This is a genomic window from Pantoea sp. QMID4, assembly GCF_030270445.1.
Classification (GTDB): domain Bacteria; phylum Pseudomonadota; class Gammaproteobacteria; order Enterobacterales; family Enterobacteriaceae; genus Pantoea; species Pantoea vagans.
Map to the genome: position 1 here is coordinate 153,307 of NZ_BSXL01000007.1, position 14,873 is coordinate 168,179.

The 14,873-nt window shown below is 54.8% G+C and carries 12 protein-coding genes; 9 read left to right on the top strand and 3 right to left on the bottom strand.

The window, feature by feature from the left end:
• The first annotated feature begins 84 nt into the window (after nucleotides 1–84).
• The 5 genes from lon (at nucleotide 85) to QSK07_RS16770 (ending at nucleotide 6,041) form a co-directional block, all read left to right on the top strand.
• On the top strand, nucleotides 85–2,439 hold the full coding sequence (gene lon, locus QSK07_RS16750) for an endopeptidase La (RefSeq protein WP_098051310.1): 2,355 nt from the start codon (nucleotides 85–87) through the stop codon (nucleotides 2,437–2,439).
• Between the two features lie 214 nt (nucleotides 2,440–2,653).
• Nucleotides 2,654–2,926 (top strand): nucleoid-associated protein HU-beta, encoded by a 273-nt coding sequence (hupB, locus tag QSK07_RS16755; protein WP_033731763.1) that lies wholly within the window; start codon nucleotides 2,654–2,656, stop codon nucleotides 2,924–2,926.
• A gap of 247 nt (nucleotides 2,927–3,173) precedes the next feature.
• Nucleotides 3,174–5,042, top strand: coding sequence for a peptidylprolyl isomerase (gene ppiD / locus QSK07_RS16760; RefSeq protein WP_285720922.1), 1,869 nt, complete (start codon nucleotides 3,174–3,176; stop codon nucleotides 5,040–5,042).
• 140 nt (nucleotides 5,043–5,182) lie between these two features.
• Nucleotides 5,183–5,542 (top strand): helix-hairpin-helix domain-containing protein, encoded by a 360-nt coding sequence (locus tag QSK07_RS16765; RefSeq protein WP_098051308.1) that lies wholly within the window; start codon nucleotides 5,183–5,185, stop codon nucleotides 5,540–5,542.
• A gap of 100 nt (nucleotides 5,543–5,642) precedes the next feature.
• Entirely contained in the window at nucleotides 5,643–6,041 is a 399-nt protein-coding gene (locus tag QSK07_RS16770; protein ID WP_285720921.1) for an acyl-CoA thioesterase, read from the top strand.
• 50 nt (nucleotides 6,042–6,091) lie between these two features.
• Here QSK07_RS16770 and queC read toward each other — a convergent pair whose 3' ends face one another.
• Both queC and QSK07_RS16780 read right to left on the bottom strand, forming a co-directional pair.
• Nucleotides 6,092–6,787, bottom strand: coding sequence for a 7-cyano-7-deazaguanine synthase QueC (gene queC, locus QSK07_RS16775; protein WP_275219960.1), 696 nt, complete (start codon nucleotides 6,785–6,787; stop codon nucleotides 6,092–6,094).
• Nucleotides 6,788–6,828: 41 nt separating this feature from the next.
• Nucleotides 6,829–8,547, bottom strand: coding sequence for an SgrR family transcriptional regulator (locus tag QSK07_RS16780; protein ID WP_285720920.1), 1,719 nt, complete (start codon nucleotides 8,545–8,547; stop codon nucleotides 6,829–6,831).
• A 92-nt stretch (nucleotides 8,548–8,639) separates the two neighbouring features.
• Here QSK07_RS16780 and cof point away from each other — a divergent pair, with 92 nt between their 5' ends.
• Nucleotides 8,640–9,461: an HMP-PP phosphatase gene (cof, locus tag QSK07_RS16785; RefSeq protein WP_285720999.1), complete on the top strand. Its 822-nt coding sequence runs from the start codon at nucleotides 8,640–8,642 to the stop codon at nucleotides 9,459–9,461.
• 34 nt (nucleotides 9,462–9,495) lie between these two features.
• On the opposite strand, the gene QSK07_RS16790 is transcribed toward cof, so the two are convergent.
• The gene (locus QSK07_RS16790) at nucleotides 9,496–10,530 is read right to left on the bottom strand and encodes a PLP-dependent cysteine synthase family protein (protein ID WP_285720919.1); all 1,035 of its coding nucleotides are present in this window, start codon (nucleotides 10,528–10,530) and stop codon (nucleotides 9,496–9,498) included.
• Between the two features lie 117 nt (nucleotides 10,531–10,647).
• Between QSK07_RS16790 and QSK07_RS16795 the strand changes: the two genes are divergently transcribed.
• Genes QSK07_RS16795 through QSK07_RS16805 form a run of 3 tightly spaced genes read left to right on the top strand, consistent with a single transcriptional unit; the run spans nucleotide 10,648 to nucleotide 14,671 of the window.
• Entirely contained in the window at nucleotides 10,648–11,109 is a 462-nt protein-coding gene (locus QSK07_RS16795) for an Lrp/AsnC family transcriptional regulator (protein WP_285720918.1), read from the top strand.
• 24 nt (nucleotides 11,110–11,133) lie between these two features.
• Nucleotides 11,134–12,903, top strand: coding sequence for a SmdA family multidrug ABC transporter permease/ATP-binding protein (locus tag QSK07_RS16800; RefSeq protein ID WP_285720917.1), 1,770 nt, complete (start codon nucleotides 11,134–11,136; stop codon nucleotides 12,901–12,903).
• Nucleotides 12,896–14,671, top strand: coding sequence for a SmdB family multidrug efflux ABC transporter permease/ATP-binding protein (locus tag QSK07_RS16805; RefSeq protein WP_285720916.1), 1,776 nt, complete (start codon nucleotides 12,896–12,898; stop codon nucleotides 14,669–14,671). The genes QSK07_RS16800 and QSK07_RS16805 overlap by 8 nt, the downstream gene beginning before the upstream one ends.
• Nucleotides 14,672–14,873 lie beyond the last annotated feature (202 nt).

The window sequence follows — 14,873 nt, forward strand, 5'->3', positions numbered from 1 at the left end:
TACTCAGATACCTGTGGGTTTAACTGCATACCTGCCTGATGCGGTTCCCATCACCTGGCGGACATTAAACAAAGAGAGAGCTCTATGAATCCTGAGCGTTCTGAACGCATTGAAATCCCCGTGTTGCCGCTGCGCGACGTGGTGGTTTATCCGCACATGGTAATTCCGTTGTTTGTTGGCCGGGAAAAATCAATTCGGTGCCTTGAAGCCGCAATGGATCATGATAAAAAAATCATGCTGGTCGCACAGAAAGAGGCTTCAACGGATGAACCTGGCATTAACGATCTCTTTTCAGTAGGGACCGTTGCATCAGTATTGCAAATGCTGAAACTGCCGGATGGCACGGTCAAAGTCCTGGTGGAAGGTTTACAGCGCGCCCATATTACGACGCTGGCCGACAACGGTGACCATTTTGTGGCACAAGCTGAATATCTGGTGTCGCCAGAGATTGAAGAGCGCGAGCAGGAAGTGCTGGTGCGTACGGCGATCAATCAGTTTGAAGGCTACATCAAACTCAATAAAAAGATCCCACCCGAGGTTTTAACCTCACTGAATAATATTGACGATGCTGCCCGCCTTGCCGACACCGTTGCAGCACATATGCCACTGAAACTGGCAGACAAACAGTCTGTGCTGGAGATGTCCGACGTCAACGAGCGTCTGGAATATCTGATGGCGATGATGGAATCTGAAATCGATTTGCTGCAGGTTGAGAAGCGTATTCGCAACCGTGTTAAGAAGCAGATGGAGAAAAGCCAGCGTGAGTACTATCTGAATGAGCAGATGAAGGCGATTCAGAAAGAGTTGGGCGAGATGGACGATGCGCCTGACGAGTACGAAGCGTTAAAACGCAAAATTGACGCGGCAAAAATGCCGGAAGAAGCACGTGAAAAAGCAGAAGCTGAGCTGCAGAAGCTGAAAATGATGTCCCCGATGTCCGCAGAAGCGACCGTGGTTCGCGGCTACATCGACTGGATGGTGCAGGTTCCGTGGAACGCGCGCAGCAAAGTGAAGAAAGATCTCCGCAAAGCGCAGGAGACCCTGGATACTGACCATTACGGCCTTGAGCGCGTCAAGGATCGTATTCTTGAGTATCTTGCGGTTCAGAGTCGCGTCAGCAAAATTAAAGGGCCGATTTTGTGCCTGGTCGGACCGCCTGGGGTAGGTAAAACATCCCTCGGTCAGTCGATCGCCAAAGCGACCGGCCGTAAATATGTCCGTATGGCGCTGGGTGGCGTGCGTGATGAAGCGGAAATCCGTGGTCACCGTCGTACCTACATCGGCTCCATGCCGGGTAAACTCATCCAGAAAATGGCGAAAGTCGGGGTTAAAAACCCGCTGTTCCTGCTGGATGAGATCGACAAAATGTCTTCGGACATGCGTGGCGACCCGGCTTCAGCGCTTCTGGAAGTGCTGGATCCAGAGCAGAACATTGCGTTCAATGACCACTATCTGGAAGTCGACTACGACCTCTCTGATGTGATGTTCGTGGCAACGTCGAACTCAATGAACATCCCGGCACCGCTGCTGGACCGTATGGAAGTGATTCGTCTGTCGGGTTATACCGAAGATGAGAAACTGAATATCGCTAAGCAGCATCTGCTGACCAAGCAGATTGAACGCAACGCCCTGAAAGCCAGTGAAATTACGGTTGAAGATAGCGCGATTGTTGGCATTATCCGTTACTACACCCGTGAAGCCGGCGTGCGTAGCCTTGAGCGTGAGCTGTCGAAATTGTGCCGTAAAGCGGTGAAATCACTGCTGATGGACAAAACGAAAAAGCACATCATCATCAATGGTGAAAACCTCAAAGACTTCCTGGGCGTACAGCGCTTCGACTATGGCCGTGCTGACAGTGAAAACCGTGTGGGCCAGGTGACTGGTCTGGCGTGGACGGAAGTGGGCGGCGATCTGCTGACTATCGAAACGGCCTGTGTACCGGGTAAAGGCAAGCTGACTTATACCGGCTCTTTGGGTGAAGTGATGCAGGAGTCGATTCAGGCTGCGCTGACCGTGGTGCGTGCCCGTGCCGAGAAGCTGGGCATTAATGGTGATTTCTACGAAAAACGTGATATTCACGTTCACGTGCCCGAAGGCGCTACGCCGAAAGATGGTCCAAGTGCGGGTATCGCAATGTGTACCGCGCTGGTCTCCTGTCTGACCGGTAATCCGGTGCGTGCGGATGTCGCTATGACCGGGGAGATTACCCTGCGTGGTCAGGTTCTGCCGATTGGCGGTCTGAAAGAGAAACTGCTGGCAGCACACCGTGGTGGCATTAAAACTGTGCTGATCCCGGACGATAACAAGCGTGATCTGGAAGAGATTCCACAGAACGTGATTGCCGATCTGGAGATCCATCCGGTGAAACGCATTGAAGAGGTGCTGAATCTGGCACTGGAAAATGCGCCTTACGGTATGCAGGTCGCAACAGCAAAATAGTGATTAACGGCATAAACCGTTAAAAAGCGGAGCTGGCAAGGCAATTGGCGCTTGCCAGCTTTTTTTTGTGCCGCTAATTTAGGTGGCTGTCGGGGCAACGTTCTCAGAGAAATACCGTTGTTTCGACTCCACAGGCTTGATATAACTTGCTGCGCGTTCGTACCCGGCCGGAAGCCCGGTACGATGTGAAATAATAAAAGAGGGGATGAAGAGAGTGAATAAGTCACAATTGATCGACAAAATTGCTGCTGATGCTGATATTTCTAAAGCTGCAGCAGGACGTGTTTTAGATGCATTTATGGGCTCAGTTTCAGATGCGCTGAAAGAGGGTGATGAAGTGGCTCTGGTGGGTTTCGGCACATTCTCTGTGCGTGACCGCGCTGCACGTACCGGCCGCAATCCGCAAACCGGTAAAGAGATCACCATCCCGGCTGGTAAAGTACCCGGTTTCCGTGCTGGTAAAGCATTGAAAGACGCCGTCAATTAATAACAACGAATAGATTCATTGACGCATTTTCTTCAGTGGATTAGAGGACGATTAACCCGTTCTCATGTAACATACGGGCACATCAATGAGATGTGCCTTTTTTGTTTTAACCGGTGAGAATCGGGCCGTAAGATGGACCTGGACCGGATTGAGACTGCCAGCTAAGCCAGCAGTTGCGTGAGTCGCCAGCCAGTGGCGAATTGCGACCGAGCTTTACATTCACACTACAGCGGAGTGTTGCCATACCATGATGGACAATTTACGCGCGGCGTCGAACCATGTCGTGCTCAAGATTATTCTGGGACTGATTATCGTCTCTTTTGTGCTGACAGGCGTTGGCAACTATCTGATTGGCGGCAATAACGACTATGCGGCCAAAGTTAACGGTCAGGAGATTAGCCGGGGACAGCTGGAGCAGGCGTTTAACAGCGAACGCAGTCGCCAGCAGCAGATGCTGGGTGACCAGTTCTCGCAGCTGGCCAGCAACGATGGCTTCATGCAGCAGATGCGTCAGCAGGCGCTGTCGCAGTTGATCGACCAGGCGCTGCTCGACAGCTACATCAAAGAGCTTCATCTCAGCATCAGTGACGATCAGGTTAAGCAGGCTATCTTCAATCAGCAGGCTTTCCAGACCAACGGCAAATTCGACAATGCTAAATATCTGGCGCTGATTGGCAACATGGGTTTCAGCGCCGACCAGTATGCTGAAGCACTGCGTAAGCAACTCTCCAATCAGCAGCTGATCAATGCCGTGGCCAACACAGACTTCACGCTGAAAGGCGAAGCCAGCAAACTGGTGGACCTGGTTTCACAGCAACGTGATATTCGTCAGGCGACGCTGGACGTCAATGCCCTGGCGGCGAAGCAAACCGTCACCGACGACGAAATCAGTCAGTACTATCAGCAGCATAAAACCAGCTTTATGGCGCCGGAACAGTTCCGCGTCAGCTACATTCTGATGGATGCCGCCAGCATGCAGCAGGATGCCAGCGAAGCAGATATTCAGGCCTGGTACGACCAGCATAAAGCAGACTACTCGCAACCACAGCGTAATCGCTACAGCGTCATTCAGACCAAAACTGAAACGGATGCCAATGCGGTACTGGCTCAGCTGAAAGGTGGCGCCAGCTTCGCAGATGTGGCGAAAGCCAAATCAATCGACCCCATCTCTGCGCGTAAGGGCGGTGATATGGGCTGGCTGGAACCGTCAACCACGCCGGATGAGCTGAAAAATGCGGGTCTGACCGAGAAAGGCCAGATGTCAGGCGTGATCAAATCGTCAGTAGGCTTCCTGGTGGTTCGTCTCGACGACATTCAGCCAGAGCAGGTTAAGCCACTGGATGAGGTTCGCAGCGCTGTTGCAGCGAAAGTGAAGCAGGAGAAGGGCGTTGATGCCTTCTACAAACTGCAGCAGAAAGTCAGTGAAGCGGCCAGCAATGACAATGAGTCACTGACGGGTGCCGAGCAGGCTTCGGGTCTGAAAGCGAAAGAGACCGGCTGGTTCAGTCAGGACACGCTGCCAGACGCGCTTAACTTCGATGCGGTGAAGCAGGCGATCTTTAACGGTGGTCTGGTGGGTCAGAACGGTGCACCGGGTAATAACTCCGATATTATCACCGTCGATGGCGACCGTGCCTTTGTACTGCGTATCAGCGAGCACAAACCGGAAGCGGTAAAACCGCTGGAGCAGGTGAGGGCGCAGATTACGGATACGCTTAAGCATGACAAAGCGACACAGCAGGCTAAAGCACAGGCCGACAAACTGCTGACCGATCTCAAAGCGGGCAAGCTGGAAGCACTGACTTCAGCAGGCCTGACACTGAGCGTCAGCAAAACCGTTGATCGCAATGCGCAGGATCCGGTGGCACAGGCCGCCTTTAATCTGCCTCAGCCTGTAGACAATAAGCCCTCATGGGGTGTCAGCGAAGATATGCAGGGCAATGTGGTGCTGGTGGCGGTAGATAAAGTTAAAACCGGCAGTATGCCGCAGGCGCAGATTGACGAAATGGTCAAAGGCGTTACGCAGAATAATGCGCAGCTGACGTTTGAAGCCTTACTGCAAAACCTGCGTAAAGAGGCCAAAATCAAGTACGGCGCTGCCGCACAAATGCAGTAAGCCTCGCAAAAATTACGCAACGACTGTAACAATCAAAGGCCGCATTCGCGGCCTTTTCCATTTTTGAAATCCGGCTTTTGAGCCTTGTGCGGCGTAGTGCCACTCTGTCGCTGCTGTTTACACACAAGGAGAAACACAGCATGGCTAAATCTAAACTCGTTGCCTTTTATCTCTCACTCGCACTGGGCGGTGCACTTTGTCACGGCAGCGTCTCTGCAGCACCTGAACCTGCCAGTCCAGCGGTCTCGCAGAACGCACATCCTGCACCGAAGCCGGACACCGCCTCGCAGCTGCCGTCAAAGCAGGAGCAGGTCAGCATTAATGAAGCGACAGCGGAACAGCTCTCAGCCGCTATGAATGGTGTGGGGCTGAAGAAAGCTCAGGCGATTGTGAACTATCGCGAACAGTACGGGCCCTTTAGCGCGATTCAGCAACTCAGCGAGGTACCGGGTATCGGTAATGCGCTGATAGAGCGAAATACGGCCCGGCTGAAATTGTGAGTCAGTACACATCTGCGATGCTTAAACTACGCTAACCAGACGACTCTGCTAAAGTGAACAGGTCCAACCAGTTAACTTACTGTAGCAGGAGAGCATGATCATGCAGACAACCATAAAAGTGCGTGGCTATCATCTGGATGTTTATCAGCACGTCAACAATGCGCGCTATCTTGAGTTTCTTGAGGAGGCGCGCTGGGAATGGCTGGAAGAGGCTGAAGCGTTCCACTGGTTGCTGGAGCAGAAACTGGCTTTTGTGGTGGTCAATATCAACATCAACTACCGTCGCCCGGCCGTGCTGGGCGACGTACTGATTATCGACAGTGAGATTACGCAGTTAAATGGCAAAAGCGGCATTATTGCCCAGCGGGTGTTGCTGGCAGGTCAGGAGACGGTGGTGGCGGATGCCGCACTCACTTTTGTCTGTATTGATTTGCGAACCCAGAAGGCGGTTACGCTGGAAGGGGAGTTACGTGAGCGGCTGTTGCGTCTGATGGCATAAGCCGATAAAAAGCGGCAAACCAAACTGCTTTGCCGCCATGTCATACCGCCTTAGTTAAGGCCGCTCTTTGCTTTCATGGCTGCCATTACGCGCGCCCGATCGCTAAGATAACCCTGCAGGCCATTGGCCCGTAAATGACAGGCTGCGCACTCACCGCATCCGTCACCTTTCACGCCGTTATAGCAGGTCAATGTCTGCTCGCGAACCAGCGCAAGCTGCTGCCAGTAATCCGCCAGCGCCCAGGTTTCCGCTTTATTGAGCCACATCAGCGGCGTCTCAAAACGTACCTCGCGTGCCATGCCAAGCGACACCGCATGGTTCAGCGCTTTGACAAACTCATCGCGGCAGTCGGGATAGCCGGAAAAATCGGTTTCGCAGACGCCGGTGATGACCGCTTCTGCTTCGACCTGATACGCGTAAACTGAGGCCAGCGTCAGAAAGAGAATATTGCGTCCTGGTACAAACGTACTGGGTAATCCACTGGCCTCAGGATTATAAGCCGGCACCGGAATGTTATCCCGCGTCAGGCTGCTGACGGCGAGTTCGTTCAGCATGGTCACGTCCAGTACTTTATGCGCGCGCACACCCAGTGTTATCGCCAGATCGCGGGCGACATCGATCTCTTCCCGATGGCGTTGTCCATAGTCGAAAGTGACACAATGAACTTCATTATAAAGCTGCAAAGCCTGAATCAGGCAGGTAGTGGAGTCTTGTCCACCGCTGAAAACTACAACCGCGCGTTTCATGGTGTTTCCCTGATAATTAATTTTGCGCTTATGGTAATGCCTCAGTCCGCCGCTGAACAGCTGCAAGGCGGATGAATAGGTGGCGGAATCCAGGCGCGGCTGAAATCAAACCAGCCCAGCGTGTTCAGTTCAATCCCTTCAACGGCAGGGGGGGCATAAATCTGGTATCGATAATTGAACAGGGGAAGCAGGATGCCGTCCGTCATCAGTTGATGATAAAGCTGCTGCAGCGCACGGGTACGACTGTCTCCGTCTGCTATCTGCTGGATAGCCAGCAGTTTCGCCTGGATCTCTTCGCCCTGCGGTGTGGGCCACAGCCGACGCCATAGCGGGTCAATCTGTAACCAGCTGGCCAGTGTGAAGACCGGCGCATCACCAATCAGCCGATCGCCCATCACGATATCCGCCTCATCAGGCGGGGCGATGTGATGCCAGCTTTTCACCGGGTGAAAAACGACGTTCAGAGTACAGCCGTGCTGTTTTAACAGGGCGACCAGTGCCTGTGACATCTGATGCAGCTCAACCGGCAACTGATAATGCAGCGTCAGGGTTGCAGGCAAGGGTGCCGGAACACTATCAATAAGCGGTACTTCCCAGCCGGGTAGCAGCTCTTTGCTGGGGGTAATTAACCCCTCATCCAGTGGTAACCGGCTGACGATGCCGCTTTGCTGGATGAGCTGGAAAAGCGTGCGCGCCTGATCGGGGGTAAATCCGGCTCGCGGGCGGCAGACCAGATAACAGAAGCCGAGACTGATGCTACTGCTGACCGGCTTTAATGTCCTGAGTTCAGCGGCATCACCAATGGCAATCTGCACCGGATGGCGACAGCTGCTGCCGAGTGCGGCATCAAACAGCTGAGGAGTAATCCAGTATTCTACCGCCTGCAACAGCGGACGCTGCAGATGCCAGCGCGCATGACTTTCAATCCTGACCAGTTCAGCGCTGAAGTGCGCCCGTTTCCAGGGCCCGCTGCCCGTAGCGGGATAATCGGGATGGGGCAGCAGGCACAAAAGATGGGCAAGCCGGTGAGGCAGCCAGAAATCAGGTTGTCGCAGGTTAAACCGCACCGCCAGCGGGTGAGGCGCATCCACGCTGACCACATCGGCAAGCAATCTCCTGACACGCGTATCCTGCAGCAGCTGGCGGAACTGCACCACCAGTTGCGCGGCCTGCACCGGCTCGTCGTTATGCCACATCAGCTGAGGCCGCAACCAGAATAACCAGCTACAGGACGCTTCATCGTGCTGCCAGTGATGTGCCAGATCGCCGACCGGCTCATCCTGCTCAAAACGGGTCAGACCGGAATAGATCTGACGAACCAGATGCTGTTCAGCCCTTCCGGTAATCTGACGTGGCTCGGTACTCTCCATGGGACGATAGTAGGGGATGCGCAGAACCGGCGTGTCGTTCTGCCACTGTCCACCCATTAACGGCCTCAGCATATTAATCAGCCTTTCTGGTGGCAGATCCAGCAGCTGTAAAGCATCAGCTGCCTCTCCGGCATCAAGCTGTTTTTGCAGCAACTGCTGCCGTAACTGTTCAGGCGTATGCAGAAACACTAACTGACCCTGTTTGCCACGGCCTGGTTCACCATGCCAGCTAAGCCAGCCAGCGTGCTGCCACTGTGACAGTAACGTGCGCAGATGGCGCTCGCTGCAGATGCAGTGGCGCGCCATCTCTGCCACGCAGGTCTGCTGAGGGACGCCCTGGCTCTGCTGCCACAGGCGCTGAAACTGATTAAGGCGGTTAAGCTGACGCATCGTAAATCCGGAACAGTTTTTTAAAAGTATTCACTATTAGTTCCGTAATTAACAGGCAATAGTAAGCTCATCTTTTCAGCAGGAGGGTAACCATAATGCGTTTAGCCGCATTCGATATGGATGGCACATTATTGCTGCCGGATCATCAACTGGGTCAGCAAACGCTGGACAGTCTGCAGGCGCTGCATCTGCGCGGCGTTAATCTGGCGCTGGCGACGGGCCGCCATCTGCTGGAGATGCAGATTCTGCGGGAGAAATTAACGCTGCCCGCGTGGCTGATTACCGGGAATGGCACCCGCGTACATGATCGGTCTGGCAATCTGATCTTTGCCCGCGATTTGCCTTCAGCTGTAGCCGAAGAGGTCATCCATCGCCACTGGAAAATACCTGCCTCGATCCACGTTTTTAACGATCAGGGATGGTTTACCGATCGACCCCAGCCTGAGCTGCTGGTGGCCCATCAGATGAGCGGATTTGGCTATCAGCTGTGCGATCTGAAAAGGCTGCCCGCGCATCAGGTAACAAAAATCTGCTTTATCGATCAGCATCAGCATCTGTGCCAGCTGAAAACAGAACTGGACGCGGCGCTGGGTGAGCAGGCAAATATCTGCTTCTCTGCGGTGGACTGTCTGGAAGTGTTGCCCGCCCGCTGCAACAAAGGCAGCGCGCTGGCACTGTTGTGCGACCATCTGTCACTGACGCTGGCGGAGTGTATGGCGTTCGGGGATGCAATGAATGACAGAGAAATGTTGTCGCAGGTTGGACGGGGTTTCATTATGGGCAATGCGATGGCGCAGCTGAAAGCCGCGCTACCGCATCTGCCGGTGTTAGGGCATTGCGAGACACAGGCGGTGTCTCACTATTTAAATCACTGGCTGGCTACACCCGACCTCGCGTATTCCCCCGAATGCTGAGGATTGCCGTGAACCGGACAGGATGTCCGGTTTTTTATTCGAGTTCGCGCTGCCACGGCGTGATATCGCCAATATGTTTTGCCACCCATTCTGGCTGATAGTAGCTATCGGGATAACGTTCGCCACTGTCGCACAGCAGTGTCACCAGGGATCCCTGCTGATTCGCTGCCCGTAACCGCTTCGCCACCTGCATCATGCCCCAGAAATTGGTGCCGGTAGAGGCGCCCGGTTTGCGTCCCAGGATCTTTTCCAGCTTCAGCATGGCGGCCAGCGTCGCACCATCCGGCACTTTGATCATTTCATCAATCACGTCAGGCATAAACGACGGCTCCACGCGCGGACGGCCAATTCCCTCGATCATGCTGCCACGCGTGCTGGTCAGCGTTGCATCGCGCTGTTGCCAGTAATCAAAGAATACCGAATGCTGCGGATCCACCACCAGCAGTTTCGTTTCCAGGCCCTGATAACGGATATAGCGGCCCAGCGTCGCCGAGGTGCCGCCGGTGCCCGCGCTCATAATCACCGTATGAGGAATCGGATAAGGTTCATGCTGCATCTGACGGAATATGCTCTCAGCAATATTATTATTACCGCGCCAGTCGGTGGCGCGTTCAGCATAGGTAAACTGATCCATAAAATGGCCATTCAGCTCACGTGCCAGCCGTTCAGATTCTGCGTAAAGCTGGCAGGGATCTTCGACAAAATGGCACTGTCCGCCATAAAAGGTAATCTGCTCAATTTTACGTTTCGCCGTGCTGGCGGGCATCACCGCAATAAAGGGCAGGCCCAGCAGCCTTGCGAAGTACGCCTCAGAAACGGCCGTACTGCCTGACGAGGCTTCAATAATCGGCGTATTCTCTTTAATCCAGCCGTTGGAGAGACCGTAGAGAAACAGGGATCGTGCCAGCCGATGTTTAAGACTGCCACTGGGATGGGTGCTCTCATCTTTCAGGTAGAACCCGATACCGGGAAAAGCCGCCAGATCGAATCGGATTAAATGGGTTTCAGCCGATCGTTGAAAATCAGCGTTAATTTCGTTGATAGCGTGGCGAATCCAGCAGGTCTGCATCTCAGGCATCCGGTAAAGAAGTGATGCGGCTATTTTATGGCACGTGCAGGAAAAAGAGATTGCAAAAATACCGCTAAAATCGCGGTAATGGAGAAAATGATTCTCCCGGAGTCCCGTATGTTAGATAAAACCGACCTTAAACTGCTCTCACTGCTGCAGCAGGATTGCACGCTGTCGCTGCAGGCGCTGGCGGATGCCGTCAACCTCACTACCACACCCTGCTGGAAGCGCCTGAAAAAGCTGGAAGATGATGGCATTATTCGCGCTCGGGTGGCGCTGCTGGATGGAGAGAAAATCGGACTGTCACTGACGGCGTTTATGTTTGTGAAGACCCATCAGCACAGCCGCGACTGGTATCAGGCTTTTGTCTCGGTAGTCAGCAGCATGCCCGAGGTGATGGCCTTTTACCGGATGGCAGGCGAGTATGATTACCTGCTGCGCATTCAGGTAGCGGACATGAAGAGCTATGATGCTTTCTACAAGCGATTAGTGAACGGTGTGCCCGGCCTGATTGATGTGACATCCAGCTTCGCCATGGAAGAGATTAAATACACCACGGCTTTACCTGTCGCCCCATGAGGGCCTGAGATTGAGAGCAGCGTTGTGCGATTATTCAGTCAATTAAGTTGGTATTTTCTGCGGGAGTGGCGGCGCTATCTGGGCGCGGTCATCCTGCTGATTGTGATTGCTGTTCTGCAGTTGCTGCCGCCGCATGTCGTCGGTGTCATTGTTGATGGTGCCACACGTGACAACATGAGTACCAGCCGCATCATGATGTGGATTGGCATCATACTGGCAACCGCCGTGGTGGTCTATCTGCTGCGCTACGTCTGGCGCGTGCTGCTCTTTGGGGCCTCCTACCAGCTGGCGGTTGAGCTGCGCGAAGATTTCTATCGCCAGCTGAGTCGGCAGCAACCGGCATTTTATCTGCGTCACCGTACCGGTGACCTGATTGCGCGCGCCACTAACGATGTGGATCGGGTGGTGTTTGCGGCCGGGGAAGGGGTGCTGACGCTGGTCGACTCGCTGGTAATGGGCTGCGTGGTGCTGCTGGTGATGTGTACGCAGATCAGCTGGCAGCTGACCCTGCTGGCGCTGGTGCCGATGCCCATTATGGCAATCGTCATCCATCGCTACGGTAATCAGCTGCATCATCGCTTTAAACTGGCCCAGGCGGCCTTCTCCAGCCTTAACGATCAGACGCAGGAGAGCCTGACCAGCATCCGGATGATTAAATCCTTTGGTCTTGAACAGCATCAGTCGCAGCAATTCACCGATATCGCCCGCGATACCGGTGAAAAGAACCTGCGCGTGGCGCGGGTTGATGCCCGTTTCGATCCCACAATCTACATCGCTATTGGTTTCTCAAACCTGCTGGCGATTGGCGGCGGCAGCTGGCTGGTGTGGCATGACCAGATGACGCTTGGCCAGCTAACCAGCTTTGTGATGTATCTCGGCCTGATGATCTGGCCGATGCTCGCCCTGGCGTGGATGTTCAATATCGTCGAACGCGGCAGCGCCGCCTGGAGCCGCATTGGTGCATTGCTGGCGGAAGCGCCCGCGGTGGAAGATGGCGATAAGTCTCTGCCACCTGAACCGGGCACGCTGCAGGTCGCGATTCGCGCCTTTCACTATCCGGCCAGCACGGCTCCGGTGTTAAGCGATGTCAGCTTCCAGCTTAAGCCCGGCGAAATGCTGGGACTGTGTGGGCCAACCGGCAGCGGAAAAAGTACCTTATTGAGCCTGATCCAGCGCCATTTTGATATTCAGCAGGGCGACATCCGTTATCATCAGATCCCGCTGCCGCAGTTGCGGCTGGACAGCTGGCGCAGTCGTCTCGCCGTGGTCAGCCAGACACCCTTCCTGTTCTCAGACAGCGTGGCGAACAATATTGCGCTGGGGAAACCAGGCGCAACCCTGCAGGAGATTGAACAGGCCGCCACGCTGGCCTGCGTGCATGACGATATTCTGCGGCTGCCGCAGGGTTATGAAACCGAAGTCGGGGAGCGAGGTGTGATGCTGTCTGGTGGACAGAAGCAGCGTCTTTCAATTGCCCGGGCACTGCTGCTGAACGCAGAAATCCTGATTCTGGACGACGCGCTCTCTGCGGTGGATGGTCGTACCGAGCACGAAATCCTGCATAACCTGCGCATCTGGGGTCAGGGACGCACGCTGATAATCAGCGCGCACCGCCTGTCGGCGCTGACGGAAGCCAGTGAAATTCTGGTGCTGCAGCAGGGCAGCGTGGCACAGCGAGGCGACCATGACACGCTGGCCGACAGTGCTGGCTGGTATCGCGATATGTACCGTTACCAGCAACTGGAAGCCGCGCTGGATGATGATGAAAATGAAAAAGGAGTGCCGCATGGCTAAGCCTGCCCGCTTGTGGCCAACCCTTAAGCGCCTGCTGAGTTACGGCAAACCATGGCGTAAATCCTTGTCGCTGGCGGTAGGGATGCTGTGGATCGCGGCTGCAGCGGAAGTGACTGGCCCGGTGCTGATCAGCTACTTTATCGATAACCTGGTGGCGAAACATCAGATGCCCTGGGGGCTGGTTGCCGGACTGGTGGTCAGTTTTATCCTGCTTCAGCTGCTGGCTGCCGGGCTGCACTACTGGCAGGCGCTGTTGTTTAACCGTGCCGCTATCGGTGTAGTTCAGCGGTTGCGTAGCGACGTGATGAATGCGGCGCTCTGTCAGCCGCTGAGCGCCTTCGATACCCAGCCGGTCGGTCAGCTTATCTCGCGCGTCACGAATGACACGGAGGTGATCCGCGATCTCTACGTCACGGTGGTCTCCACCGTGCTGCGCAGCGCCGCACTGGTGGGCGCCATGATGGTAGCGATGTTCAGTCTTGACTGGCGCATGGCGCTGGTAGCAATGATGATCTTTCCGCTGGTACTGATAGTGATGTTCATCTATCAGCGTTACAGCACGCCGATTGCCCGACGGGTTCGCAGCTATCTGGCGGACATCAACAACGGCTTTAACGAAGTGATCAGCGGCATGAGCGTGATTCAGCAGTTTCGTCAGCAGGCGCGATTTGGTGAGCGCATGGGCGAAGCGAGCCGCTCTCACTATCTGGCGCGTATGGAAACGCTGCGTCTCGATGGCTTTCTGCTGCGTCCATTGCTGAGCCTGTTTTCAGCGATGGTGTTGTGCGGGCTGCTGATTCTGTTCAGTTTTTCCATGCCTGGCGTGTTTGAAGTGGGAGTGCTCTATGCCTTCATTACTTACCTGGGCCGTCTGAATGAGCCACTGATTGAGCTGACCACCCAGCAGTCGATGCTGCAGCAGGCGGTGGTTTCCGGGGAGCGTATTTTTGAGCTGATGGATGCCGCCCAGCAGCAGTATGGTGCCGATCAGCAGCCACTGGCTTCAGGTCGTATTGCTCTGAACAACCTCAGTTTTGCCTACCGTGAAAACCGCGATGTGCTGAGTGATATCAACCTTGAGGCCGCACCGCGTGAGTTTGTGGCGCTGGTGGGTCATACCGGCAGTGGCAAAAGTACCCTGGCTAACCTGTTAATGGGTTATTACCCGGTGACGCGCGGCGAAATCCGTATTGATGATCGCCCGATTGGCGATCTGAGCCATGCCGTGCTGCGACGTGGTATCGCGATGGTGCAGCAGGATCCGGTGGTGCTGGCCGATACGCTGCTGGCAAATGTGCGGCTGGGCCGCGACATCAGCGAAGAGGCCGTCTTGACAGTGCTGGAACAGGTGCAGCTGGCACCGCTGGCGCATGCCCTGCGGGAGGGAATCCACACCCGGCTGGGCGAGCAGGGCAATAACCTGTCGGTCGGACAGAAGCAGCTGCTGGCGCTGGCCCGGGTATTGGTTGATCTGCCGCAGATTCTGATCCTCGACGAGGCAACCGCTAACATTGACTCTGGCACCGAGCAGGCCATTCAGCAGACGCTTGCGACGCTACGGCAACACAGCACGCTGGTGGTGATCGCTCACCGCCTCTCAACGATTATTGATGCGGATAAAATTCTGGTTCTGCATCGTGGCCGTGTGGTTGAACAGGGTACTCATCAGCAACTGCTGGCGACACAGGGACGTTACTGGCAGATGTATCAGCTGCAGCAGGCAGGGGATGGTCTGGTGTCGGGCGCACCTGTAACATCTGAAAGCTGAATTGCACCTTTTTCGCGCAGCTTTATCGGAATAATCTGTATAAATGCACTCCTTTGACGCCTGAAGCACCAAAGGGGTGCAGTCTCAGGCTGCGATCCCTGTCACACACCCTTTCTCTTTCATATCTTCTTTGAAGCATCCCTTGCTCCGTCTCGCCTGACTCACTGATTAAGGTCACTTTTACACTCTGGCACAGGCTTTG